The following is a 21,902-nucleotide window of genomic DNA, read 5'->3' as shown; positions in this document are numbered from 1 at the left end:
ACATGTTGTGAGGGGGAAAAGGAATGGATCGACAAGCGATTAAAAAAGCAGCTGATTATTTGCGCCAGCGTATGCCGGCTCCGCCCGTCATTGGCTTGATTCTCGGTTCGGGGCTCGGTGTGCTCGCCGATGAAATCGAAGAGGCGATTCGCATTCCGTATGAAGATATTCCTGGATTTCCAGTGTCAACAGTTGAAGGGCACGCCGGTCGGCTCGTGTATGGCCAGCTTGAAGGGGCGACAGTCGTCGCTATGCAAGGACGGTTTCATTATTATGAAGGATACTCACTTCGCGAAGTGACGTTCCCTGTTCAGGTGATGAAGGAGCTTGGCATCCGCCAATTGATCGTGACAAACGCTGCCGGCGGTGTGAATGAACAGTTTCGCCCTGGCGATTTGATGATTATTTCCGATCATATCAATTTGCTTGGTACGAACCCGCTCATCGGTCCGAACGACCCGGAGATCGGCCCTCGTTTTCCGGACATGACCGAAGCGTACAGCCGACGCCTGCGTCAGCTCGCCAAGGAAGCGGCGGCAAAGCTCGGCATTTGTGTGCGTGAAGGAGTGTACGTCGCCAACACGGGGCCTTCGTACGAAACGCCGGCGGAAATTCGTATGATCCGTGTGCTTGGCGGTGATGCGGTTGGCATGTCCACCGTTCCGGAAGTCATTGTTGCTCGCCATGCCGGCATCGAAGTGCTTGGCATTTCGTGCATTTCCAATCTAGCGGCCGGTATGACCGACGCCCCGCTTCATCATGACGAAGTCGTCGAAACAGCCGAACGGGTGAAAGCCGACTTTTTGCGGCTTATTAAAGCGGTTGTCGCCGAGCTGGCGAAATAAGGAGAAAAGGTGATCGGGATGAGAATGGTCGATTTGATTGCCAAAAAACGAGATGGGCAGGCGCTGACGAAAGAAGAAATTGAATGGATCATCCGCGGTTATACAAACGGAGACATTCCAGATTACCAAATGAGCGCACTGGCGATGGCGGTATATTTTCGCGGCATGACGGACGAAGAAACGGCGGTGTTGACGATGGCCATGGTGCACTCCGGCGAAGTCATCGATTTGTCAGGCATTCGTGGCATGAAAGTTGACAAACATTCAACAGGCGGGGTCGGCGATACGACGACGCTCGTTTTAGGCCCGCTTGTCGCCTCCGTTGGCGTGCCGGTGGCGAAAATGTCTGGGCGCGGCCTCGGTCATACGGGCGGAACGATTGACAAGCTCGAGTCCGTGCCTGGATTTCACGTAGAAATCAGCAAAGATGAATTTCTCCGGCTCGTCAATGAGAATAAGATCGCCATTATTGGCCAAACTGGCGACTTGACACCAGCTGACAAAAAGCTGTATGCGCTCCGCGACGTGACAGCGACTGTCAACAGCATTCCGCTTATCGCTTCCTCAATCATGAGCAAAAAAATCGCTGCCGGGGCTGATGCCATCGTCTTAGATGTGAAAACCGGCGCCGGGGCGTTTATGAAGGAACTCGACAGGGCACGCGAACTGGCCCGGGCGATGGTCGATATCGGCAAGCGTGTTGGCCGACAGACGATGGCCGTTATTTCCGATATGAGCCAGCCGCTCGGCTATGCGGTCGGCAACGCTTTGGAAGTGAAAGAGGCGATCGCTACGCTGAAAGGAAACGGCCCGCGCGATTTGACAGAACTTTGTTTGACGCTTGGCAGCCATATGGTTTACTTGGCGAAGAAGGCGTCGTCGCTTGATGAGGCGCGCCGCCTGCTTGAAGAGGCGATGCATGATGGATCCGCCATCGCAGCGTTCAAAACGTTTTTGGCGGCCCAAGGTGGCGATCCGTCGGTCGTCGATGACCCGGACAAACTGCCGCAAGCAGCGTATACGTTTGACGTTGCAGCTAGCGAGGACGGTTATGTTGCTGAGATTGTTGCAGATGAAATCGGTACTGCTGCCATGTGGCTTGGTGCCGGACGAGCAAAAAAAGAGGACGAGATTGACTTGGCGGTCGGAATCGTGCTCCATAAGAAGGTTGGCGACCGTGTGCGGAAAGGGGAGGCGCTTGCTACCATCCACAGCAACCGGCAAGATGTGCGCACAGTGGAAGAAAAACTTGCAACTGCCATTCGGATCTCACCGCAGCCAGTCGCTCCGCCGCCGCTCATTTATGAGACGATTGTATAAAGACAAGACCGTGGCTGATGTACAAATTAAAGAAAGCGTCGTTCAAGGAAAAACGCTCGAAACATTCGTTTCGAGCGTTTTTTATTTTGGTTCATTTGTATAAAAATATCTCCATTGGAAAAAATGGCATGTATAAAGAATGGAGGTTTGGGAGATGAAAACGACAGTCATCCGTCTGCTTTTATTGCCGCTTCTTCTTTTCCTTCCCCTTTCTGTATATGCTGAGGAGAAAGAAACAAAGGGGACAAAGACTGAGTTGGCTGATGAGGCGAAGTCGGCCATCTTGATTGAACGCGACACCGGCAAGGTTCTATATGAAAAAAATCCTCATGAAAAACTGCCGCCGGCGAGCATGACAAAAATTATGACGATGTTGTTGATCATGGAGGCGATCGACGAAGGAAAGCTCTCCTACGATGAGAAAGTACGGACAAGCGAATACGCTGCTTCGATGGGCGGATCGCAAATTTTTCTCGAGCCAGGCGAGGAAATGACGGTTGATGAATTGCTGCGTGCCATCGCCATCGGTTCAGCGAATGACGCTTCTGTCGCCATGGCTGAGCGGATTGCCGGATCGGAAGAAGCGTTTGTTGAAATGATGAACGAAAAGGCGAAAGAACTTGGTTTAAAGGAAACGAAATTCGCCAATACGACCGGCCTGCCGGCTGAAGGGCATTACAGCAGCGCCTATGACATGGCCATCATGGCGCGCGAACTGTTGAAATACGAGGGAATTACAAAATATACAAGCAAGTACGAAGACTATTTGCGCGAAAACACCGATAAAAAGTTTTGGCTTGTGAATACTAACCGGCTTGTCAAGTTTTATCCAGGCGTTGACGGGCTGAAAACCGGCTTTACAAGCGAAGCAGGATATTGTTTGACGGCGACGGCGAAAAAGAACGGCATGCGCGTCATTGCCGTTGTGTTTGGAGCGCCGACACCAAAATCGCGCAACGCGCAAATTACCAAAATGCTCGATTACGCGTTTCATCACTATCAAGCCCATCCGGTATACAAGCGCAATGAAACAGTCGCCCGTGTCGATGTCAGCAAGGGGAAACAAAAGTCGGTCGCAGCCGTAACGTCGGAGCCGGTGTCGGTGCTGACGAAAAAAGGGCAGTCAGTCGAGCAAATCGAGAAAGTGGTTAAAGTGAACGATGGCGTGAAAGCGCCGGTTCGAAAAGGCGATGAGCTTGGCGTCCTTATTTTGAAGCAGGATGGAAAAGAGATTTTGCGCAGCCCGCTTGTTGCCAAACAAACGGTGGCAGAGGCCAGCTTTTGGGATTTGTTTAAGCGAGTGTTCGGCCGTTTCGTTCAGGCTGGGTAATGTCAATTTTTGTGATCTTTTCACTCTCTTTGGCGAACGGTCACTAGTTTTGTCGGGCGGCAGGATTTCCGGAGGGCGACAGCGAAACTTCTCCGTATCCTGAAATGGACAAGGAGGAACGCGCTGTGAGTCTCGCGATCAACTTGGAAGTGAAGCAAGACGTGCTCATCGTTCGCCTCTCTGGAGAGCTTGACCACCATACAGCGGAGGAATTGCGCGAGAAAGTGACGGACGTGCTTGAAAACCGGACTGTGCGCCATATTGTACTTAATTTAGGGCAATTGACATTTATGGACAGTTCCGGTCTCGGCGTCATTTTGGGGCGCTATAAACAAATTAAAAACGTCGGCGGGCAAATGGTCGTTTGCGCTGTGTCACCGACGGTCAAGCGTCTGTTTGACATGTCAGGGCTGTTTAAAATCATCCGCTTTGAAGCAGATGAACAATTTGCTTTGCAGGCACTGGGGGTGGCATAAATGCGCAATGAAATGCACCTCCAATTTTCCGCCCGCAGCGAAAACGAGTCGTTTGCCCGTGTGACGGTGGCGGCGTTTGTCGCCCAGCTCGACCCGACGATAGATGAGCTGACGGAAATTAAAACGGTCGTCTCGGAGGCGGTGACAAACGCTATCATTCACGGCTACAACAACGACCCGAACGGCATCGTCTTCATTTCCGTCGTCATTGAAGACGGTATCGTCCACTTGACGGTGAGAGACGAAGGAGTCGGCATCGCTAACATCGACGAGGCACGCCAGCCGCTGTTTACAACAAAGCCGGAGCTCGAACGGTCAGGGATGGGCTTTACCATTATGGAAAACTTCATGGATGAAGTCGTTGTCGAGTCGGAAGTGAACAAAGGGACGACCGTTTATTTGAAAAAGCATATTGCCAAAAGCAAAGCGTTATGTAACTAAGGGAGACATGCCTATGGATGTCGATGTCAAGCAAGATCAGTCGCCAATCAAAGACCAGGAGATGAAGGAGCTGATCCGCCGCAGTCAGGAAGGCGACCAAGAAGCCCGCGATGAAATTATTGAAAAAAATATGCGCCTCGTCTGGTCGGTCGTCCAGCGTTTCTTAAATCGTGGCTATGAAGCGGATGATTTGTTCCAAATCGGCTGCATCGGCTTGTTAAAATCAGTCGATAAGTTTGACTTATCGTATGATGTCAAGTTTTCGACGTACGCCGTGCCGATGATCATCGGGGAGATTCAGCGATTTCTCCGCGATGACGGCACGGTGAAAGTCAGCCGCTCGCTGAAAGAGATGGGCAATAAAATCCGCAAAGCGAAGGACGAACTGTCCAAGACGCGCGGGCGGGCCCCGACGATCACCGAAATCGCCGACCATTTGGGTGTTTCGCCGGAAGAAGTCGTTCTCGCCCAAGAGGCGGTTCGCTCGCCGGCGTCGATCCATGAAACAGTGTATGAAAACGACGGCGATCCGATCACGCTGCTCGATCAAATCGCCGATGCTGACGAGGCATCATGGTTTGAGAAAATTGCCTTAAAAAAAGCGATTGAAGAGCTCGATGAGCGCGAAAGGCTCATCGTCTATTTGCGTTATTACAAAGACCAAACCCAGTCCGAAGTGGCAGCAAGACTCGGCATCTCTCAAGTGCAAGTATCCCGGCTGGAAAAGAAAATATTGCAGCACATAAAGGAAAAAATGGATGGGTAGTCCATTTTTTACGCATGTGCGCGGGAAAAAGTGGACGGGTAGTCCATTTTTCCGCACCTAGGCGGGAAAAAGCGGGCAGATAGCCCGCTTTTTCGCGTCACGGAACAACTGAAAACATTTTTTTTAAAAGAATGGGTATTGTGAGGCCCATTCTTTTCTATTTTTATGAAATCGATGGTGAATATCAGCAAGCTGCATGATCCTTTTTTCATCCAAACAAACTAAAGAAAAACAAAATGGGGATAAAGGTGTGGGACAGATGGCAAATACCGTGTTTATTAAACTGCGCCATCGTGTGCAAGTGAAACCGGAGGCGCTCGTCACCTTGGGGCAGGTGGCACAAATTGCCGCGACAGATGGCGGGCTCATTCGGCGGTTGAAGGCGATTCCACTCTATCGCGTTCAACCGAGCGATAAAAATATCGTCATTATCGATATGATGCAAGTCGTTCGTGCTGTCCTCGATGTCGACGATTCGCTCGATGTGCAGATGGTCGGCCCGTCGCAGACGATCGTGGAAGTCTTGTATGAAAAACGGCGGTTTTCGACGGTTGCTTTTATTCTTGTTTGGCTTCTTTTATTTGTTGGTTCAGCGATGGCCATTATGAACTTTCACGAAGATGTGAGCATGCAAAAAGTGCATCGCTATCTGTATGAAGTCATGACCGGCCAATCGGTCGACAAACCGTTGCTTTTGCAAATTCCGTATTCGTTCGGGCTTGGCATTGGAATGGTGTTATTTTTCAACCATTGGTTCCGCAAGCGGATTAATGAAGAGCCTAGCCCTCTTGAAGTCGAAATGTTCAACTACCAGCAAGCCATTGATCAATACGTCATTTTGCATGAAAACAAAGAAAGTATGAGACAGCTTGACGACGCTTGAGATTTTGCTGGTAGTGTTCGTCGGCTTCGCTGGAGGGCTGGCGGTTGGAACGGGATTTGTCGCTTTTTTAGTCGTGCTTGGCGTCATTCCGCGTCTGACGCAGCTAACGAAAACGGTCAAGCGCATCCACGCGTATGAGTGGAGCGCCATTGCTGGTGCCATCGTCGGCGGCTGGATAAGTTTGCGTCATCCTGTCTGGCAGTTGTCGAAGTATTGGCTGGCGCCGATCGGATTGCTACATGGCATATTTATCGGGATGCTCGCTGCGGCACTGACGGAAGTATTGAACGTTTGGCCGATTTTAGCGAAGCGCATTGGTGTTGATGATAAAATTGTCATTTTATTGATGGCGCTCGCCTTCGGAAAAGTGGCAGGTTCATTATTCCATTGGGTTTATTTTGTCGATTACTTTCATTGAAAAAGGGGGGAGAAAACGTGGGATTAAAGGCGAATTACCTCCGTGAAGTGAAGGCGTTTCAGCCTTCTCCCCCATACGCCGCCAACGCGATCAAGGCGTTTCTTGTCGGCGGAGCGCTTTGCACGTTGGCGCAATGGCTTGCTGAGTGGCATAGCCGCCTGTTTGCTGTTTCGCCGTTTGCCGCTCAACTATGGGCGGTGACGGTGATGTCCGGGTTGGCGATCGTGTTGACGGCTGCCGGAAAATATGACGATTTCAGCCAGTTTGCCGGTGCGGGGGCGATGATGCTCATGACGGGACTGGCCAACGCCCTCGCCAGCGCGGCGATCGAGCATCGGAGCGAAGGATGGACGGCCGGGGTGGCTGGGCAGATGTTGAAAGCCGGCGGGGCAACGATTCTTTACGGCATCATTGTTGCCTATGTGCTCGGCCTCTTTTGGCCATGACGAAAAGAGGGAAGGACATGAAGCGTGTCGGAAAACAGACGTGGGTGTTTGATGAGGACATTTATATTAGAGCTGCTGCCACCGCTGTCGGTCCGCTTGAGGCCGATGGCCCGCTTGGTGGCTATTTTGACATTTGGCATCGCGACTTATATTGCGGGGAAGAGACGTGGGAGTTGGCCGAGCGGCGGTTGATGAGCGAGGCGGTGGCACGTTGTCTGCAAAAGGCCGGCGTTTCTGCCCACGATGTTGATTTGTTTTTAGCCGGCGATTTATTAAACCAAAATGCGACGTCCAACTATGTTGCGCGCGAGCTGCCCATTCCGTTTTTATGCTTGTTCGGCGCTTGTTCTACCTCGATGCAGACGCTGGCGGCAGCCGCCGCTTTTGTTGCTGGTGGGCTCGCCGATACGGCGCTTGTGGCGACGAGCAGCCATAACGCGACTGCGGAACGGCAATTTCGCTATCCGACTGAACTTGGCGTGCAAAAGCCGAAAACGGCGACATTTACCGTCACGGGCGCTGGAGCCGCGCTCGTTGGCCGCACCCCAGGGCGCTGGCGCATCCGGGCGGCGACGATCGGCAAAGTCATCGATGCAGGGCTCACGAATCCGCTCGATATGGGGGCGGCGATGGCTCCAGCGGCAGCGGATACGATCGAGCAGCATTTCCGCGATTTAGGTACATCACCAAGCGATTATGACTTGATTGTCACCGGCGACCTATCGCGCGTCGGTAGCGTCATCGTCCGCGAGCTGCTCGCCGAATCGGGCTATGATATTAGCGATGTCTATAACGACTGTGGACTGATGATTTACCGCCCCGATCAAAAAGTGTTTGCCGGCGGCAGCGGCTGTGCCTGTTCTGCAGTCGTCACGTACGGCTATTTGTTTCACGAGCTTGATCGTGGCACGTTTCACCGTCTGTTTGTCGTTGCCACCGGAGCGCTCCTTAGCCAAACGATGGTGCAGCAAAAACAGTCGATTCCGGCCGTCGCCCACGGCGTTGTCATTGAAGCGGCCAAACAAGAGCCGGATTCGCTTCCATAACGGGGCTTTCAGGTCTGGTCAAGGGGGAATGCAATGATGGAATACGTCCGTGCTTTTTTGGCCGGTGGGCTGCTATGCGCCCTCGCCCAGCTTGCTCTCGACCGCGGCAAATGGACGTCGGCGGACGTCGCCAGCGTCCTTGTCATTCTAGGCGTTCTTCTTGGGTTTAGCGGCGTATACGACCGGTTTGTTGCTTGGGCTGGCGCCGGGGCAACGATGCCGCTAAGCGGATTTGGCTATTTTTTGGCGAAAGGCGTGATGGTTGAACCGCGGCCGGACGGCTTAGTCGAAACCGGAGCGGCAGTGTTCCGCTTTGCCGGCGCTCTGTTCGCCTTTATCGTGGCTGGCTCGTTTTTCGCCTCGCTCATTTGCAAACCGAAAGGGTAGAGATCATGAAAAAACGACGGGTGATTTTAGTGACAGATGGGGATGAATTCGCCTGCCAAGCGATCGAGCGGGTGGCTGCCGATCTCGGCGGTCGCTGCATCTCGTGTTCGCAAGGAAATCCGACGAAACTAAGCGGCGAACAGCTCGTGGAACTCATTTTGAAAACGCCGCATGATCCGGTGTTTGTTATGTTTGATGATTGCGGCGCCATCGGAGAGGGAGCCGGAGAAGAGGCGCTCCGCTACGTAGCGACGCACGAGCAAATCGAGGTGCTCGGGGCGCTGGCGGTCGCTTCCAATACGCACCGGCGCGAATGGACAAAAGTGCACGTCAGCATCGACCGCGACGGCTTGATTACGGAATACGGAGTCGATAAAGAAGGCATTCGCGATCTCGATGTCGGGCGGATTAACGGCGATACCGTCTACTGTCTTGACCAACTGAATATTCCGCTTGTCGTCGGCATCGGCGATATCGGCAAAATGGGGTATCGCGACAATGCGAAAAACGGAGCGCCCATTACGCGCAAGGCGGTCGAGTTGATTCTGGAAAGGAGTGGTGGCTATGCCGGAAAAAGAGAAGAAGGGAAAAGTGCCGATCGCGGAGAAACTCGTTGATAACGCCAAGTTTTTGCAAAACCGAATCGGTGTCGGCACAAGCTTTGACTTGGGCGTGCGAAAAATTCATGTGCTAAACCGGGAGGTACATATTTATTACTGCAACGGTTTATGTGACACGCAATACATTATTGAATTGTTAAAACAAATTGTGCGCGTCAACGACGATGAGCGCCAAGCCGCCCAAGCGCGGCAAATTATCGAGAACCGGCTCGTCCATCAGCAAGTGAGCCCGGTGACGAGTCTTGATGAAGCAGTCGATCAGCTGCTGTCTGGATTGATCATCATCTTCATTGAAGGAGAATCAACTGGATTTGCTGTTGACGTCCGCAGCTATCCAGGACGTCAGCCGCAAGAGCCGGACACGGAAAAAGTCGTGCGCGGCGCCCGTGACGGGTATGTTGAAAACATTATCGTCAATACAGCATTGACGCGGCGCCGCATTCGCGATGAACGGCTTCGCTTTGAAATTTTGCAAGTTGGCGAACGGTCGAAAACCGATATATGCATCGCGTATATTCAAGATGTCGCCGACCCAGGGCTTGTTGAGCTCGTCAAAAACGAATTGAAACAGATTAATATTGATGGGTTGACGATGGGTGACAAAACGGTAGAGGAATTTTTAGTCAAGCAAGGGTATAACCCGTATCCGCTCGTCCGCTACACGGAGCGGCCGGACGTCGCGGCGACGCATTTGCTTGAAGGGCATGTACTTATTATGGTTGATACATCGCCGAGCGTCATTATTACACCGACAACGTTCTTCCACCATGTCCAGCATGCGGAAGAGTACCGGCAGTCACCAGGGGTCGGGACGTTCGTCCGTTGGGTGCGGTTTTTAGGCATTTTGTCGTCGCTGTTTTTGCTGCCGCTTTGGATGCTGTTTGTGCTCGAGCCGTCGCTCTTGCCGGACTCGTGGGCGTTTATCGGTCCAAACAAACAGACAAACATTCCAGTTGTCATCCAAATTTTGATCGCTGATTTCGGGATTGAGTTCTTGCGGATGGCAGCTATTCATACACCGACGCCGCTGTCGACGGCAATGGGCTTAATCGCTGCCGTCCTAATCGGGCAAATCGCCATCGATGTTGGGTTGTTTGTGCCGGAAGTCATTTTGTACGTCGCAGTAGCGGCGATCGGCTCATTTGCAACGCCAAGCTATGAGCTGAGTATAGCCAATAAAATTTGCCGCTTAGCGCTTGTTATATTGGTTGCCTTATTTAAAGTGCCCGGGCTCGTTATCGGTACGACCGTTTATTTCCTTTGGTTAGCCAGCATCCGCTCGCTGAACACACCGTACTTATGGCCGTTCATTCCCTTTGATCCGGCGGCATTTATGCAAATTATCGTCCGCCGTTCGACCGCTGGAGCGAAAGTGCGGCCGAGCATCGTCCATCCACAAGACCAGCAAAAGCAGCCGTCATGACGTCCATCGCGTCTATTTTCTCCATCACGGTTTAAGCGGTCGTTTCCGCTGGCACATATTGACGACCGCTTTTCTCGTGATGGCGCTATTGCAACTTTTGCATAATTGTGATAAGTTATACTTGATACTTCAAACCGTTGAAAGTGCAGGATTGGCGGGTCGTCCGCTCCGTTTGGGCGCGCCCGGATGCATGGCTGTATGACAGCCTGTTGCGCGGCAGAGCCGTTCGCTCTGCGGCTTTGTTTTTTAAGGCAGTTACCGGTTGCGAACTGTCTTTTTGCTTTTTCTGCGCCATTTTGATGAGGAATGAGGGATTTTCATGTTTTTTCATGGGACGAGCCGCGTCAACGAAAAAGGGCATTTGGAAATCGGCGGCGTTGATACGGTCGAGTTGGCGAAGATGTACGGAACGCCGCTTTATATTTATGATGTTGCGTTGATTCGCGCGCGGGCGCGCGCATTTAAGGAAGCATTCCATCTTCAAGGTGTGCGGGCGCAAGTAGCTTACGCCAGCAAGGCGTTTTCCTCGATTGCCATGGTGCAGCTCGCCGCTGAGGAAGGGCTGTCGCTTGACGTCGTGTCGGGCGGGGAACTGTATACGGCGATTGCTGCTGGATTCCCGCCAGAGCGCATCCATTTTCACGGCAACAACAAAAGTCGGGATGAGCTGGCGATGGCGCTCGAACATGGCATCGGCTGCATTGTTGCCGACAACTTTTACGAACTGGAGTTGATTGAACAACTGGCGGCCGCTTCCGGTCGAGTGGTTCCGGTGTTGCTTCGCGTCACACCGGGCGTCGAGGCGCATACGCACGATTATATTTTAACGGGACAGGAAGACTCCAAGTTTGGCTTTGACTTAAACAACGGCCAAGCAGATGAGGCGTTTCGCCGTGTTATGGCATCGTCGGCGTTTCAGTTGCTTGGCGTTCATTGCCATATCGGTTCGCAAATTTTTGAAACGACCGGCTTTGTGCTTGCCGCACAAAAAGTATTTACAAAGATGGCGGAATGGAACAAGGCATATGGATTTATCCCTTCAGTCATCAATCTTGGCGGAGGCTTTGGCATCCGCTATACAGAGGAAGACGATCCGATTCCGGTGTCCGCATACGTCGATTGCATTGTTGAAGAAGTGAAAAAGCAGGCTAAAGCGTGTCAGCTTCCGTTGCCGGAAATTTGGATCGAGCCGGGGCGTTCGCTCGTTGGTGACGCGGGGACGACGATTTATACGATCGGTTCGCGCAAAGACGTGCCAAACATTCGTACGTATCTCGCGGTTGATGGTGGCATGAGCGACAACATCCGTCCGGCGTTGTACGGGGCAAAATATGAAGCAGTGCTTGCCAATCGGGTGCTAGGTGAGCGAACAGAAACCGTATCGATCGCTGGGAAATGCTGCGAGTCGGGCGATATGCTCATTTGGGATCTTGCGCTGCCCGAGACGAAGCCGGGCGATTATTTGGCTGTTTTTTGCACCGGCGCTTACGGTTATTCAATGGCGAACAATTACAACCGCCTGCCGCGTCCGGCGATCGTTTTCGTTGAAAACGGCGACGCTCAGCTCGTTGTCAAACGCGAAACATATGAAGATTTAATCCAGCATGATTTGCCGTTTAAGACGAAGGTGAGAAAATAAAAAAGCCCGCATAAAGCGGGTTTTTTTATTGATTCGAGGAGAGTGCCGACTTGATGGCATTCCAAATCTCTTTCAAGATGTCGATAATGTTTTGGATAAACGTTTTTCCTTCTTCTGACTGCAAAAAGGCTGATAATCGTTCTTTTGCTTTGCTGAGTTGGTCGTTCACTTGATCCCAGTTAATATTCGCATTTTGCATTTTATGGAAGAGGGAAATGAGACTGTTGATTTCGTCTTCGCTCAGCGTAATGCCAAGGTCGTTGGCGATTCGTTCAATCAAGGCGCGCAAATCGGCGTCCGTTTTCGGCGGATTGTTGGCAATTTCTTCTTTGACTTTTGCCACCAAGGCGACCGCCTTATCCGCACCGATCGAGTCAGCAAGTTTCGCTGTTTGCACCATTTCTTCGTTCGCTACTTTTTTCACATCGTCCGGGATGGATTGGTCAGATGAAATTTCATATGCCTTCATCAATCCGGTCAGCGCGGCGGTGCCGGAAACCGGAAACGGAGCGGTGACATAAATGTCGGCATCTTTCACTCCAGCGGTAATTAAGGCGTTCGTGTACATTTCTTTCGTCACCCATGTGATGTTATGCGTCTCAACATTCAGTCCGGATCCCGGTTCGCCGATCGTAATCATTGACGATGAGATGGCGCGCGTACCAATTTGCGCTTTTGGGATGAGCCCACCCAAATATTTATGCTCTTCAGCGTTTGAGACGGTAACCGTCTGAGCTCCGTCCGGCGCTTTCATTTCCTCGAGCACTTTTTGTTTTTGTTCGTTTGTTAAGTTTTCCCCGAGTGTTACAATGACGTCGCCCGGTGCAGCATCGGCCGCCACCATGGCCGGAAACGCCAGCAGCATGACTGCTAGCAGCGATGAAGCGATCGTTCGTTTCACGCAGTTCGCCTCCTGTTCATAAAAAATGCACTATCATTATACCGTACGCTCTCCTGTTTTTCTATCGAAACGGCGTTCTGCCTTCCGCTGCTCATTGCGATCGAGAAATACATCGGTTGAGAGGCCAAGCAAATGGCAAACAGCGAGGTAGTGGATATTTCAAGAGCCGAAAGCTATTTTAGTATGATCATAAATAAAGACGATCATCCCCTTTCTACCGTTTCACTTCGCCGATCATTGCTGGCGTGCCCATTGGTATTTCATATCAATATATGATGTTTAAAACATGGAACATTTGGATGAAAAGGCATTTTGGCTTTCTTTCTGTTGGTCAATCATGGTATGATAAAGACAGTTTATGCGTGAAAAAGGAGGGGAAGCGCGATGGCGAAAAAAGGCTATATTTTGATGGAAAATGGCGGAAAGATTGAATTTGAACTGTTTCCAAATGAGGCGCCGGTGACGGTGGCCAACTTTGAAAAATTAGCGAACGAAGGGTTTTATAATGGACTGACGTTTCACCGTGTCATCCCTGGTTTTGTCAGCCAAGGCGGTTGTCCGCGCGGCAATGGAACGGGCGATGCTGGTTACACAATCCCATGCGAGACAGACAATAATCCGCACCGGCATGTCACCGGAGCGATTTCGATGGCGCACCGCGGCCGCGATACTGGCAGCTGCCAGTTTTTCATCGTCCATGAACCGCAGCCGCATCTAGACGGGGTGCACACCGTCTTCGGACAAGTCACGTCCGGAATGGATGTCGTCAAAGCGATGAAAAACGGTGATGTGATGAAGGAAGTGAAAGTGGTTGACGAACCGTAAGCAGCGGACGGAAGATGGAGAACGGACAAGCCGAACGAATTGGCTTTTGTTTTTCATCTTGTTGGCGGCTAGTTTCATATGGGGAGCCGTGTATTGGCTTTGGATCGCCAAGTGATGATGTAAAGCCGTCAATGTGGTATAATGGAATATCATGATATAGCTGTACATCCTTCGGGGCAGGGTGAAATTCCCGACCGGCGGTGATGAGGCCGAAGCCTCTCAGCCCGCGAGCCGTATAGGCACGATCCGGTGCGATTCCGGAGCCGACAGTATAGTCTGGATGGGAGAAGGATGAAGATGTGCGCATGACTGTTTTGAGCCGGGCTGTATCAGCGCGGGCGGCGTCTGTCGTCCGTCTCGGTATGGCGACGGTTTTCGGTTTCGCACGACAGGAATAACCTTGTTTAGCGAACAAGCGTTCTTGTTTGTCGTTATGCGCATCCTGACCCATTCTCTCACGTCTTAGAGCCCCGGAATATTTCCGGGGTTTTTATTTTGTAGGAAAAAGGTGGATACCGTGTACAATGATGAACATTACATGCGGTTAGCGCTTGATGTAGCCAAGGCCGGAGTTGGGCAAACGTCCCCCAATCCTGCTGTCGGTGCCGTCGTCGTCAACGACGGTACGATTGTCGGAATTGGCGCCCACTTAAAAGCAGGAGAGCCGCACGCCGAGGTGCATGCGATCCGCATGGCCGGTGAAAAGGCGCGCGGGGCAACGGTATATGTGACGCTTGAGCCTTGCAGCCATTATGGCAAAACGCCACCATGCGCTGATTTGCTCATTGAAGCCGGCGTCCGCCGTGTCGTCGTTGCGACGACCGATCCGAATCCGCTTGTTGCTGGGAAAGGAATTAATAAGCTGCGTCGGGCGGGCATTGACGTGGAGGTTGGAATATTAAAAGAAGAAGCGGATGAGTTAAACCGCATGTTTTTCCATTATATTGCGACGAAAACGCCGTTTGTAACGATCAAATATGCGTGCAGCCTCGACGGCAAAATCGCCACGGCGACAGGGGAGAGCAAATGGATCACATCCAGTGCAGCGCGTGAGGATGTTCATCGTCTCCGTGCGCAACATGACGCTATTTTAGTTGGCGTTAACACCGTGATGGCGGATAACCCGAAGCTGACGGTCCGCATTGGGCAACAGCGGAAAAACCCCCTTCGGGTCATTTTGGATACCAACTTGCATACACCGCTCGACGCCCATGTTGTCGTCGACAAGGAAGCAGAAACGTGGATCATCACTGGCAGCGGTGTCAGCCGGGAAAAAGCGAAGATGTATGAGCGCCTTGGGGTGCGCATCGTGCCGATGACAAGCGCACACATTGATGTGCGCGAGGTGCTCCGCCTGCTTGGTGAGCAGCGTATCACGTCATTGTTTGTTGAGGGAGGCTCGCGAATTCATGACAGCTTCCTTCGCTCCGGGATGGTCAATGAAGTCGTTGCCTATATGGCTCCGAAACTAATCGGCGGCCGCGAAGCGCCGACGCCGGTCGGCGGTCTCGGTTTCTCGCGTCTCGCTGAAGCGATGGAGCTTGACATCCGGCAGATTGAGAAAATCGGTCCGGATATCAAGATCGTCGCTAAACCGATCAAGAAGGAGGAGTCGTGATGTTCACCGGTATTATTGAAGAGATCGGCACGGTTGAACAAATGAGGCAAACAGGCAGCGCCATTGTGATGACGATTGGCGCCAAGCGGGTGCTTGAAGACGTCCAGCTCGGTGATAGCATCGCCGTTAACGGTGTCTGCTTGACCGTTACTTCATTTACGGATCGGCAGTTTACGGTCGATGTCATGCCGGAAACAGTGAAGGCAACAGCGTTGCGTACACTCAAGCCGGGGACAAAGGTGAACTTGGAGCGAGCGATGGCGGCTGGCGGGCGGTTTGGCGGGCATTTCGTTACCGGACACGTCGATGGCGTCGGACGCATTGTCCGGCAATGGCCGAAAGCGAACGCTGTCTATTATGAAATCGAAGTGCCGGCCCCGCTGCGTTCGTATATGATTGAGAAAGGGTCGGTAGCCGTCGATGGGACAAGCTTGACGATTTTCGGCTTGAGCGAGCGCACGTTCACCGTTTCGCTCATCCCGCATACGCGGGCGGCGACGATTTTAGGCGAAAAACGGCCTGGCGACTTTGTCAATATTGAATGTGATATGATCGGCAAATACGTCGCTGCCTTTCTCGCAGGAAAGGAAACGACGCCTTCGGGATTGACAATGGAATTTTTGGAGCAACACGGCTATAAATAAGCGAGAAAAGGGGGCAAGTGGCCATGTTTGATACGATTGAAGCGGCGTTGGCCGCACTGAAAAACGGAGAAGTGATCATCGTTTGCGATGACGAAGACCGGGAAAATGAGGGGGATTTTGTCGCGCTGGCTGAAAAAGCGACACCGGATGTCATTAATTTTATGATTACGCATGGCCGCGGGCTCGTCTGCGTCCCGATTACAGAAGAATTGGCGGCGCGTCTCGAGCTTGAGCCGATGGTCGCCCATAACACCGATGCGCATGGCACGGCGTTTACGGTAAGCGTCGACTACAAAACAACGACGACGGGAATCAGTGCTTACGAGCGAGCAGCGACCATTCAGGCGCTGCTTGATCCGAACGTAAAAGCGAGCGATTTCAAACGGCCAGGGCATATTTTTCCATTGATTGCTAAAAAAGGCGGTGTCTTGCGACGTGCTGGCCATACGGAGGCGGCAGTCGATTTGGCCCGCTTATGCGGGGCGAAGCCGGCTGGCGTCATCTGTGAGATTATTAAAGAAGACGGGACGATGGCGCGTGTTCCTGATTTACGGCACATTGCCGATCAGTTCGGACTAAAAATGATTACGATTAAAGATTTAATCGCGTACCGAAGTCAAAGAGAAAAACTCGTGAAACGCGAAGTGGAAATTTCGCTGCCGACTGAGTTCGGTGAGTTTCGTGCTATCGGCTATACGAACATTCTTGACGGAAAAGAGCATGTCGCGCTTGTGAAAGGTGAGATCGTTCCGGGCAAAGCGATACTCGTGCGCGTCCATTCCGAATGTTTAACCGGTGATGTGTTCGGTTCGTACCGGTGTGATTGCGGTCCGCAGTTGCATGCGGCGTTGCGGCAAATTGAAGCGGAAGGAAACGGGGTGCTGCTTTACATGCGCCAAGAAGGGCGCGGCATTGGTCTCATGAACAAACTGCGCGCCTACAAGCTGCAGGAGCAAGGGTATGATACCGTTGAGGCGAACGAAAAACTCGGCTTTCCGGCCGATTTGCGCGACTATGGCATCGGGGCGCAAATTTTAAAAGATCTTGGCGTGACGAAAATGCGCCTGTTAACGAATAATCCGCGCAAAATCGCGGGTTTAAAAGGGCATGGGCTCGAAGTCGTCGAACGGGTGCCGCTTCAAATGCCACCGACGAAGGAAAACGAAAAATATTTGCGCACGAAATATGAAAAATTAGGACATATGCTTCATTTTTAATGAAAGGGGAAAGAAACATGAACGTCATCGAAGGAAATTTAGTCGGCACCGGGTTGAAAATTGGCATCGTCGTCTCGCGCTTTAACGAATTTATTACGAGCAAGCTCTTATCTGGTGCAATCGACGGGTTGACGCGCCATGGCGTCAGCGACAACGATATCACCGTCACATGGGTGCCGGGGGCGTTTGAAATTCCGCTTGTGGCGAAAAAAATGGCTGAATCAAAGCAATTTGACGCTATCATTACGCTTGGCGCCGTCATTCGCGGTGCGACGAGCCATTTTGACTACGTGTGCAGCGAGGCAGCCAAAGGCGTCTCCCATGCCGCGCTTACAAGCGGCGTCCCGGTTATTTTCGGCGTTTTGACAACCGATACGATCGAGCAGGCGATCGAGCGGGCCGGCACAAAAGCGGGCAATAAAGGATGGGAGGCGGCTGTTTCCGCGATCGAAATGGCGAACGTTTTACGGGGGCTTGCGTAATTTGTGTAAAAAGGCATGAAATGGTTCACAATATCGGTGAGAATGTTTATAATACGTATAGAGAAAATGACAAAAACTTTTCCATTTCGGAAAAGCGCTTGTCGATAATGAGGGATTTTTATGTTAATCCGTTACCGAAAAAACTATGAAAAAATTGCCATGGGGCTGTTGTCGTTTATGCCGATGGAAAAAGATTTGAAACGGCTGCAGCAGACGATCAAACAATACGAAACCGACAACGATTGGCAACTGTTTTTATGGAAAGAAGGGGATGACATCGTCGGCATTATCGGCGTCCTGCTGCGTGCTCCCGATGTTGTGCAAATCCAGCACATTAGCGTCAACCCGTCACACCGCCACCAAGGGATTGGAAAACAGATGGTCAAGGCGTTAAAAGAGACGTATCCTGACCGTCGGTTGTGCGCCAATGAGTGGACTGCCTCATTTTTCGATAAATGTCAAACATGCTAGCTGAATAAGAAAATCGGCACGGCGCCGTGCTTTTGCGGGCGGCGGAGGGGGGAGGTTACTTCCCCTCCGCTCTGGCCCGCTTTTTTTGTTCGCGGGCGGCGATGACATCGGTGCGGTCGCGCCGCCGGTGTTTGTCGACGAGGTCAATATCAGTGGTATCGCTTGCCTGTCCCCAAACGAGCTGTCGGGCGGCGCAGGCGGCTCGGCATTGCGCATAGAGTGAGCGGTCAGCGATCGGCAGTTCGATGCTTTCGTATGGCTTACCTTGGGCGATGCGCCTAGCCGTCTCATCAAGCAAGGCAGCGAGCGCTCGATCATCGAGGCCGAGCCGGCGGATCATCCCGCGCGCTTCTTCAAGCAGCACACGCGCCCGTTTCATAAGCCGCAGTGCTCCTGAGGTGTTGTTGCGTCGGTAATGGTAGAAGGCGACCGCAATTTGGATGAGTACAAGCCATTCTATTTTTCGGCCGTCTCGTTTCCATTGTTCTTCTAAAACTTCATGGCATTCGAAATAGTCACGGTCGCCATGGAAATGAACTAAATAATCAATATATGCTTTCGGATACATCGACCATCGTTCCTTTCGTAAAGGCCTAACCGGTTGGAAAGCAGCCTTGCCGGCGGTGCGAAGTGGAGACTGCTATCCTTCCTTCTGTCTGACGGCAACGGTTGTCGCGGTGAAGGGGAGGGACTTCTTCTTCATTATACGCCGCGGTGGTTCTGAGGACAAAAAGCAGCCGGTTTCCGTTCGCTTCATCGCTTGATTATGGTACAATAAATGTACCGCAACCGAGGACGGGACGCATGGACGATGGCTGTGGAAAAAATGGTGGGATGGATGTGCAATTGCCATACAGTGTGAAAATTGAAGCGTTTGAAGGACCGCTTGATTTGCTTTTGCATTTAATTAATCGCTATGAGATTGATATTTACGATATTCCGGTAGCGCAAATTACAGAACAGTATATGGCGTACATTCACGCCATGCAGGAGCTCGAGCTCGATATTGCCAGTGAGTACTTGGTCATGGCGGCCACCTTGTTGGCCATAAAAAGTAAAATGCTGTTGCCGGCGCCGGAGGAAGAGGACGACGGCGACATGGAGTTTGACGAGGTGGATGATCCGCGCGAAGAGTTGATGCAGCGGCTGCTTGAATATAAAAAGTTTAAAGAAGCGGCGCGCGAGCTGAAACGGCGTGAAGAAGAGCGGGCGCTTTTATTTACAAAGCCGCCGAGCGATTTAAGTGCCTATGCCGATGAAAAAAAGGCAGCGCCGCTTGACGTCAACGTATACGATATGTTGGGCGCCTTGTCGAAACTGTTGCGCCGCAAAAAGCTGCAAAAACCGATGCGGACGAAAATCACTCGCCAAGACATTTCTGTTGAAAAGCGGATGGCGGAAATTTTGCATGAGCTAAGGCAAACGAACGAGCGGAAAAACTTTTATGAGCTATTTCCTTCTTATGACCGTTCGTATATTGTTGTCACCTTTTTAGCAATTTTGGAATTGATGAAGCAAAATGAAATTATCATTGAACAAGAGCGAAATTTCAGCGATTTGTTTATTGCGGCCAAACATCCGGCCGTCTAAAGCAGCGCCGGTTTGGCTGCAGCGGTTCGCAGCGGCGAGCCGCTTTCCTTTTGCAGTGATGAGCCGGTTGCGTCGCTAACTGGGTAAAGGGCACGCCGCATGTCCCGTTTCGGATATCTGGTGGGCGGTGCGGGACGTTGTGGGGAACGATGCTGCTCCGGCGGCCGGTGGAAACGGATAGAAAGGAGGAACGGTTGCGCCAGCTAGAAACGCTTGGTGCGGCAAAGCGCGATGGAACAACAGGAAACAGTAAAAAAAGATGATGCCAGCTCAGCACGTCCAGCGAAGGCGATCGTTGAAGCGTTGCTGTTTGCTGCTGGTGATGAGGGGCTGTCGCTCGCTCAAATCGCTGCCGTACTCGATGTCGATGAATCGGAGGCGAAAGCGGTAATCGCAGCGCTGCAAGAAGATTATAGCCGGGAAGAACGCGGCATTCAGCTTATGGAGCTGGCGGGTGTGTTTTTGCTGGCAACAAAAAAAGAGCATGCTTCGTATTTAAAAAAGCTCGTTGAGGCACCTGGAGCGTCATCACTGTCGCAGGCGGCGCTTGAGACGTTGGCCATCATCGCTTATCGTCAGCCGATTACGCGTGCGGAAATCGAGGAAATTCGCGGTGTGAAAAGCGACAAGCCGCTGCAAACGCTGATGGCTCGGGCGCTCATTAAAGAGGTCGGGCGCGCCGAAGGAACTGGGCGGCCGATTTTGTACGGCACGACGGCGGAATTTCTTGACTATTTCGGGCTAAAAACACTCGAGGAGCTACCTCCATTGCCGGAGTGGGCGGATGATGGCGAGCTCGAACGGGAAGCAGATTTGTTTTTTGAGAAATTGGCAGAAAATTTGAGCGACGAGAAGCCGTAATATGGTAAACTAAAGAAAAAACGGCTGATCGGGAAGGGGTGCGCTCATGGACGTTTGCCGCTTGTACGGTGAAGAGCTGCAAAAATCACGCTCCAACACGTTTGAAGACTATTTTAACCGCTCGGAAGTCACCTATCGTGACGGGGGTGAAGAGCGAACACTGTCTGTTTTGTATTTGCGCTACTTTGAGGCGGCGCTATTCGACCTGCTGCCGTATGAAGGCGACCCGCTATTTACGGTTGCCGGGCGTGACATTCATTTGCGCGACATCGTTGCCCTCGTCTGTTTATGGCAAAACCCGGCCTATCGGCAGCGCCGCCGCGTCTATATTCATGATGAGGAGGAATTGCGCCGCTATTTCGCTGCTATTGACGGAAAGATGTTGCAATCGGTAGTTAGCGAATGGGCGGCCAATGGTGCTTGCCGCCTTCCGTTGCCATCGTAACAAGAAAACGTCCATAAGGTATAGCGTTTTTTACATGTCGGCAGGAAACTGGCATCGCTCAACAAGACCGTTTTAGAGCGGTCCACAGGTGTTGTTCGCCATCTACCGGGCACGATCCGTTAAAGCGGTTCCGTTGGACGAACCGCTTTTTCTCATGGCGTTTATTCCGTTCGCGTCTTCATTGGATTGCACGCCGGCGGCTTCACTTGTCCGATTGTCTCCGTTAGCTTTTGTAAATCGTAACATTCCGTGTGCGCCATATGGTCGGCTATGGGAGACAGCACATCGAGCACTTTACGGTTTCATTCCATTTCCCTCAAGCACGTGCAAAAAGCTTTGGAAAACAGCCATTTCCAACTCGATTTGAGGAAGGAAGCGATAAAACCTTGTAAAGGTTGGTCTGCAAGCAGCTGGCCATTTTCATTGCTTTTCACTAAATGTGGCTTCCCGTTTTTTTCGTAAACGTGCGATTTTGCGACTTCAGCTGCTTTTCAGAATGGTCGAGCCGATTATGAATGGCCTCGGCGGGGTCGGCAGCGCCAAGCAGCCAAAGCAAGTCGCGGCGGATCGGATGACACGTGGCGGTTTCCACTTGGCGCATTTCAGCGAACGCTTCAACAATGAACCGGCAATGGCCGCTAAGAATGTTGCATTCAAAAGCGGAGTTCAACAAGCGCTTTTTGCTCAAGTGGTCCAACCGTTCGTTTTTTGCAGAATGCTCCCCGTGAAGGAATGCGGCGATTTTACACGTGTTGGGCGCCTCGCTCCTATATGTATGTGCGGCTGGGAATTTAGGTGAATGCGGACA

At 51.9% G+C, this 21,902-nt stretch carries 28 protein-coding genes and 1 riboswitch; of the genes, 24 read left to right on the top strand and 4 right to left on the bottom strand.

Annotation, left to right across the window (positions count from 1 at the left end):
* The first annotated feature begins 23 nt into the window (after positions 1-23).
* The 13 genes from DSM465_RS0107395 to DSM465_RS0107330 all read left to right on the top strand — a co-directional run bounded on the left by DSM465_RS0107395 (position 24) and on the right by DSM465_RS0107330 (position 10,401).
* Positions 24-845, top strand: coding sequence for a purine-nucleoside phosphorylase (locus DSM465_RS0107395; protein ID WP_029761025.1), 822 nt, complete (start codon positions 24-26; stop codon positions 843-845).
* Positions 846-863: 18 nt separating this feature from the next.
* Complete coding sequence (locus DSM465_RS0107390) at positions 864-2,165, top strand: pyrimidine-nucleoside phosphorylase (RefSeq protein WP_011887742.1); 1,302 nt, start codon at positions 864-866, stop codon at positions 2,163-2,165.
* Positions 2,166-2,319: 154 nt separating this feature from the next.
* Entirely contained in the window at positions 2,320-3,495 is a 1,176-nt protein-coding gene (locus DSM465_RS0107380; protein WP_029761024.1) for a D-alanyl-D-alanine carboxypeptidase family protein, read from the top strand.
* Positions 3,496-3,620: 125 nt separating this feature from the next.
* Positions 3,621-3,971 (top strand): anti-sigma F factor antagonist, encoded by a 351-nt coding sequence (gene spoIIAA / locus DSM465_RS0107375; RefSeq protein ID WP_008879719.1) that lies wholly within the window; start codon positions 3,621-3,623, stop codon positions 3,969-3,971.
* Positions 3,972-4,412 carry an anti-sigma F factor gene (gene spoIIAB / locus DSM465_RS0107370; RefSeq protein WP_008879718.1) on the top strand — a complete coding sequence of 147 codons (441 nt, stop codon included), beginning with the start codon at positions 3,972-3,974 and terminating at the stop codon, positions 4,410-4,412.
* Positions 4,413-4,425: 13 nt separating this feature from the next.
* Complete coding sequence (gene sigF, locus DSM465_RS0107365) at positions 4,426-5,178, top strand: RNA polymerase sporulation sigma factor SigF (RefSeq protein WP_008879717.1); 753 nt, start codon at positions 4,426-4,428, stop codon at positions 5,176-5,178.
* A 259-nt stretch (positions 5,179-5,437) separates the two neighbouring features.
* Positions 5,438-6,061, top strand: coding sequence for a stage V sporulation protein AA (locus DSM465_RS0107360; RefSeq protein ID WP_008879716.1), 624 nt, complete (start codon positions 5,438-5,440; stop codon positions 6,059-6,061).
* Positions 6,048-6,479 (top strand): stage V sporulation protein AB, encoded by a 432-nt coding sequence (locus DSM465_RS0107355; protein ID WP_008879715.1) that lies wholly within the window; start codon positions 6,048-6,050, stop codon positions 6,477-6,479. The genes DSM465_RS0107360 and DSM465_RS0107355 overlap by 14 nt, the downstream gene beginning before the upstream one ends.
* 17 nt (positions 6,480-6,496) lie before the next feature.
* Positions 6,497-6,925 (top strand): SpoVA/SpoVAEb family sporulation membrane protein, encoded by a 429-nt coding sequence (locus DSM465_RS0107350; protein ID WP_008879714.1) that lies wholly within the window; start codon positions 6,497-6,499, stop codon positions 6,923-6,925.
* 17 nt (positions 6,926-6,942) lie between these two features.
* Entirely contained in the window at positions 6,943-7,971 is a 1,029-nt protein-coding gene (gene spoVAD, locus DSM465_RS0107345; protein WP_008879713.1) for a stage V sporulation protein AD, read from the top strand.
* 36 nt (positions 7,972-8,007) lie between these two features.
* On the top strand, positions 8,008-8,358 hold the full coding sequence (locus tag DSM465_RS0107340) for a SpoVA/SpoVAEb family sporulation membrane protein (protein ID WP_029761022.1): 351 nt from the start codon (positions 8,008-8,010) through the stop codon (positions 8,356-8,358).
* A gap of 5 nt (positions 8,359-8,363) precedes the next feature.
* On the top strand, positions 8,364-8,975 hold the full coding sequence (locus tag DSM465_RS0107335; protein WP_029761021.1) for a stage V sporulation protein AE: 612 nt from the start codon (positions 8,364-8,366) through the stop codon (positions 8,973-8,975).
* Positions 8,923-10,401, top strand: coding sequence for a spore germination protein (locus tag DSM465_RS0107330; RefSeq protein ID WP_008879710.1), 1,479 nt, complete (start codon positions 8,923-8,925; stop codon positions 10,399-10,401). Before DSM465_RS0107335 ends, DSM465_RS0107330 begins: the two co-directional genes overlap by 53 nt.
* A gap of 115 nt (positions 10,402-10,516) precedes the next feature.
* On the opposite strand, the gene DSM465_RS0107325 is transcribed toward DSM465_RS0107330, so the two are convergent.
* On the bottom strand, positions 10,517-10,732 hold the full coding sequence (locus tag DSM465_RS0107325) for a hypothetical protein (RefSeq protein WP_029761020.1): 216 nt from the start codon (positions 10,730-10,732) through the stop codon (positions 10,517-10,519).
* On the opposite strand from DSM465_RS0107325, the gene lysA reads away from it, so the two are divergent.
* The gene (gene lysA / locus DSM465_RS0107320; protein WP_029761019.1) at positions 10,721-12,040 is read left to right on the top strand and encodes a diaminopimelate decarboxylase; all 1,320 of its coding nucleotides are present in this window, start codon (positions 10,721-10,723) and stop codon (positions 12,038-12,040) included. The genes DSM465_RS0107325 and lysA overlap by 12 nt on opposite strands.
* Positions 12,041-12,065: 25 nt before the next feature.
* Here the strand turns inward: lysA and DSM465_RS0107315 are convergent, their stop codons facing one another.
* Positions 12,066-12,941, bottom strand: a complete 876-nt coding sequence (locus DSM465_RS0107315) for a DUF1002 domain-containing protein (RefSeq protein ID WP_008879708.1) — start codon at positions 12,939-12,941, stop codon at positions 12,066-12,068.
* Between the two features lie 384 nt (positions 12,942-13,325).
* On the opposite strand from DSM465_RS0107315, the gene DSM465_RS0107310 reads away from it, so the two are divergent.
* From DSM465_RS0107310 to DSM465_RS0107280, 7 genes are all read left to right on the top strand, one after another.
* The gene (locus DSM465_RS0107310) at positions 13,326-13,766 is read left to right on the top strand and encodes a peptidylprolyl isomerase (RefSeq protein WP_008879707.1); all 441 of its coding nucleotides are present in this window, start codon (positions 13,326-13,328) and stop codon (positions 13,764-13,766) included.
* On the top strand, positions 13,753-13,881 hold the full coding sequence (locus DSM465_RS20080; protein WP_255350175.1) for a hypothetical protein: 129 nt from the start codon (positions 13,753-13,755) through the stop codon (positions 13,879-13,881). Before DSM465_RS0107310 ends, DSM465_RS20080 begins: the two co-directional genes overlap by 14 nt.
* Positions 13,882-13,929: 48 nt before the next feature.
* Positions 13,930-14,062: riboswitch (FMN riboswitch) on the top strand.
* 221 nt (positions 14,063-14,283) lie between these two features.
* Positions 14,284-15,384 carry a bifunctional diaminohydroxyphosphoribosylaminopyrimidine deaminase/5-amino-6-(5-phosphoribosylamino)uracil reductase RibD gene (gene ribD / locus DSM465_RS0107300; RefSeq protein WP_008879706.1) on the top strand — a complete coding sequence of 367 codons (1,101 nt, stop codon included), beginning with the start codon at positions 14,284-14,286 and terminating at the stop codon, positions 15,382-15,384.
* Positions 15,384-16,028 carry a riboflavin synthase gene (gene ribE, locus DSM465_RS0107295; RefSeq protein ID WP_011887733.1) on the top strand — a complete coding sequence of 215 codons (645 nt, stop codon included), beginning with the start codon at positions 15,384-15,386 and terminating at the stop codon, positions 16,026-16,028. The genes ribD and ribE overlap by 1 nt, the downstream gene beginning before the upstream one ends.
* 23 nt (positions 16,029-16,051) lie before the next feature.
* Positions 16,052-17,245 (top strand): bifunctional 3,4-dihydroxy-2-butanone-4-phosphate synthase/GTP cyclohydrolase II, encoded by a 1,194-nt coding sequence (locus tag DSM465_RS0107290; RefSeq protein ID WP_008879704.1) that lies wholly within the window; start codon positions 16,052-16,054, stop codon positions 17,243-17,245.
* A gap of 17 nt (positions 17,246-17,262) precedes the next feature.
* Entirely contained in the window at positions 17,263-17,727 is a 465-nt protein-coding gene (gene ribH, locus DSM465_RS0107285; protein ID WP_011887731.1) for a 6,7-dimethyl-8-ribityllumazine synthase, read from the top strand.
* Positions 17,728-17,847: 120 nt separating this feature from the next.
* Entirely contained in the window at positions 17,848-18,198 is a 351-nt protein-coding gene (locus DSM465_RS0107280) for a GNAT family N-acetyltransferase (protein WP_008879702.1), read from the top strand.
* A 55-nt stretch (positions 18,199-18,253) separates the two neighbouring features.
* Here DSM465_RS0107280 and DSM465_RS0107275 read toward each other — a convergent pair whose 3' ends face one another.
* Complete coding sequence (locus DSM465_RS0107275; protein WP_008879701.1) at positions 18,254-18,766, bottom strand: DUF309 domain-containing protein; 513 nt, start codon at positions 18,764-18,766, stop codon at positions 18,254-18,256.
* A 236-nt stretch (positions 18,767-19,002) separates the two neighbouring features.
* Here DSM465_RS0107275 and DSM465_RS0107270 point away from each other — a divergent pair, with 236 nt between their 5' ends.
* The 3 genes from DSM465_RS0107270 to DSM465_RS0107260 all read left to right on the top strand — a co-directional run bounded on the left by DSM465_RS0107270 (position 19,003) and on the right by DSM465_RS0107260 (position 21,094).
* Positions 19,003-19,788: a segregation/condensation protein A gene (locus tag DSM465_RS0107270; RefSeq protein ID WP_008879700.1), complete on the top strand. Its 786-nt coding sequence runs from the start codon at positions 19,003-19,005 to the stop codon at positions 19,786-19,788.
* Positions 19,789-20,019: 231 nt separating this feature from the next.
* Entirely contained in the window at positions 20,020-20,649 is a 630-nt protein-coding gene (scpB, locus tag DSM465_RS0107265) for an SMC-Scp complex subunit ScpB (protein WP_008879699.1), read from the top strand.
* A 46-nt stretch (positions 20,650-20,695) separates the two neighbouring features.
* Complete coding sequence (locus tag DSM465_RS0107260; protein ID WP_029761016.1) at positions 20,696-21,094, top strand: hypothetical protein; 399 nt, start codon at positions 20,696-20,698, stop codon at positions 21,092-21,094.
* Positions 21,095-21,527: 433 nt separating this feature from the next.
* Here DSM465_RS0107260 and DSM465_RS18560 read toward each other — a convergent pair whose 3' ends face one another.
* Positions 21,528-21,782 (bottom strand): hypothetical protein, encoded by a 255-nt coding sequence (locus tag DSM465_RS18560; protein ID WP_051358518.1) that lies wholly within the window; start codon positions 21,780-21,782, stop codon positions 21,528-21,530.
* Between the last annotated feature and the right edge of the window lie 120 nt (positions 21,783-21,902).

The sequence above is a fragment of the Geobacillus thermodenitrificans subsp. thermodenitrificans DSM 465 genome (assembly GCF_000496575.1).
Classification (GTDB): Bacteria; Bacillota; Bacilli; order Bacillales; family Anoxybacillaceae; genus Geobacillus; species Geobacillus thermodenitrificans.
Note: the sequence above shows the minus strand (reverse complement) of the source record. Positions and strands in the feature narration are given on the sequence as shown.

Bases quoted from the DNA above. Each gene is read 5' to 3' on its own strand.
- DSM465_RS0107395 (WP_029761025.1), top strand. From the start codon at position 24: ATGGATCGACAAGCGATTAAAAAAGCAGCTGATTATTTGCGCCAGCGT.
- DSM465_RS0107390 (WP_011887742.1), top strand. From the start codon at position 864: ATGAGAATGGTCGATTTGATTGCCAAAAAACGAGATGGGCAGGCGCTG.
- DSM465_RS0107380 (WP_029761024.1), top strand. From the start codon at position 2,320: ATGAAAACGACAGTCATCCGTCTGCTTTTATTGCCGCTTCTTCTTTTC.
- spoIIAB (WP_008879718.1), top strand. From the start codon at position 3,972: ATGCGCAATGAAATGCACCTCCAATTTTCCGCCCGCAGCGAAAACGAG.
- sigF (WP_008879717.1), top strand. From the start codon at position 4,426: ATGGATGTCGATGTCAAGCAAGATCAGTCGCCAATCAAAGACCAGGAG.
- DSM465_RS0107360 (WP_008879716.1), top strand. From the start codon at position 5,438: ATGGCAAATACCGTGTTTATTAAACTGCGCCATCGTGTGCAAGTGAAA.
- spoVAD (WP_008879713.1), top strand. From the start codon at position 6,943: ATGAAGCGTGTCGGAAAACAGACGTGGGTGTTTGATGAGGACATTTAT.
- DSM465_RS0107340 (WP_029761022.1), top strand. From the start codon at position 8,008: ATGGAATACGTCCGTGCTTTTTTGGCCGGTGGGCTGCTATGCGCCCTC.
- DSM465_RS0107335 (WP_029761021.1), top strand. From the start codon at position 8,364: ATGAAAAAACGACGGGTGATTTTAGTGACAGATGGGGATGAATTCGCC.
- DSM465_RS0107330 (WP_008879710.1), top strand. From the start codon at position 8,923: ATGCCGGAAAAAGAGAAGAAGGGAAAAGTGCCGATCGCGGAGAAACTC.
- lysA (WP_029761019.1), top strand. From the start codon at position 10,721: ATGTTTTTTCATGGGACGAGCCGCGTCAACGAAAAAGGGCATTTGGAA.
- DSM465_RS0107325 (WP_029761020.1), bottom strand. From the start codon at position 10,732: ATGAAAAAACATGAAAATCCCTCATTCCTCATCAAAATGGCGCAGAAA.
- DSM465_RS0107310 (WP_008879707.1), top strand. From the start codon at position 13,326: ATGGCGAAAAAAGGCTATATTTTGATGGAAAATGGCGGAAAGATTGAA.
- ribE (WP_011887733.1), top strand. From the start codon at position 15,384: ATGTTCACCGGTATTATTGAAGAGATCGGCACGGTTGAACAAATGAGG.
- DSM465_RS0107290 (WP_008879704.1), top strand. From the start codon at position 16,052: ATGTTTGATACGATTGAAGCGGCGTTGGCCGCACTGAAAAACGGAGAA.
- ribH (WP_011887731.1), top strand. From the start codon at position 17,263: ATGAACGTCATCGAAGGAAATTTAGTCGGCACCGGGTTGAAAATTGGC.
- DSM465_RS0107280 (WP_008879702.1), top strand. From the start codon at position 17,848: ATGTTAATCCGTTACCGAAAAAACTATGAAAAAATTGCCATGGGGCTG.
- DSM465_RS0107275 (WP_008879701.1), bottom strand. From the start codon at position 18,766: ATGTATCCGAAAGCATATATTGATTATTTAGTTCATTTCCATGGCGAC.
- DSM465_RS0107270 (WP_008879700.1), top strand. From the start codon at position 19,003: ATGGACGATGGCTGTGGAAAAAATGGTGGGATGGATGTGCAATTGCCA.
- scpB (WP_008879699.1), top strand. From the start codon at position 20,020: ATGGAACAACAGGAAACAGTAAAAAAAGATGATGCCAGCTCAGCACGT.
- DSM465_RS0107260 (WP_029761016.1), top strand. From the start codon at position 20,696: ATGGACGTTTGCCGCTTGTACGGTGAAGAGCTGCAAAAATCACGCTCC.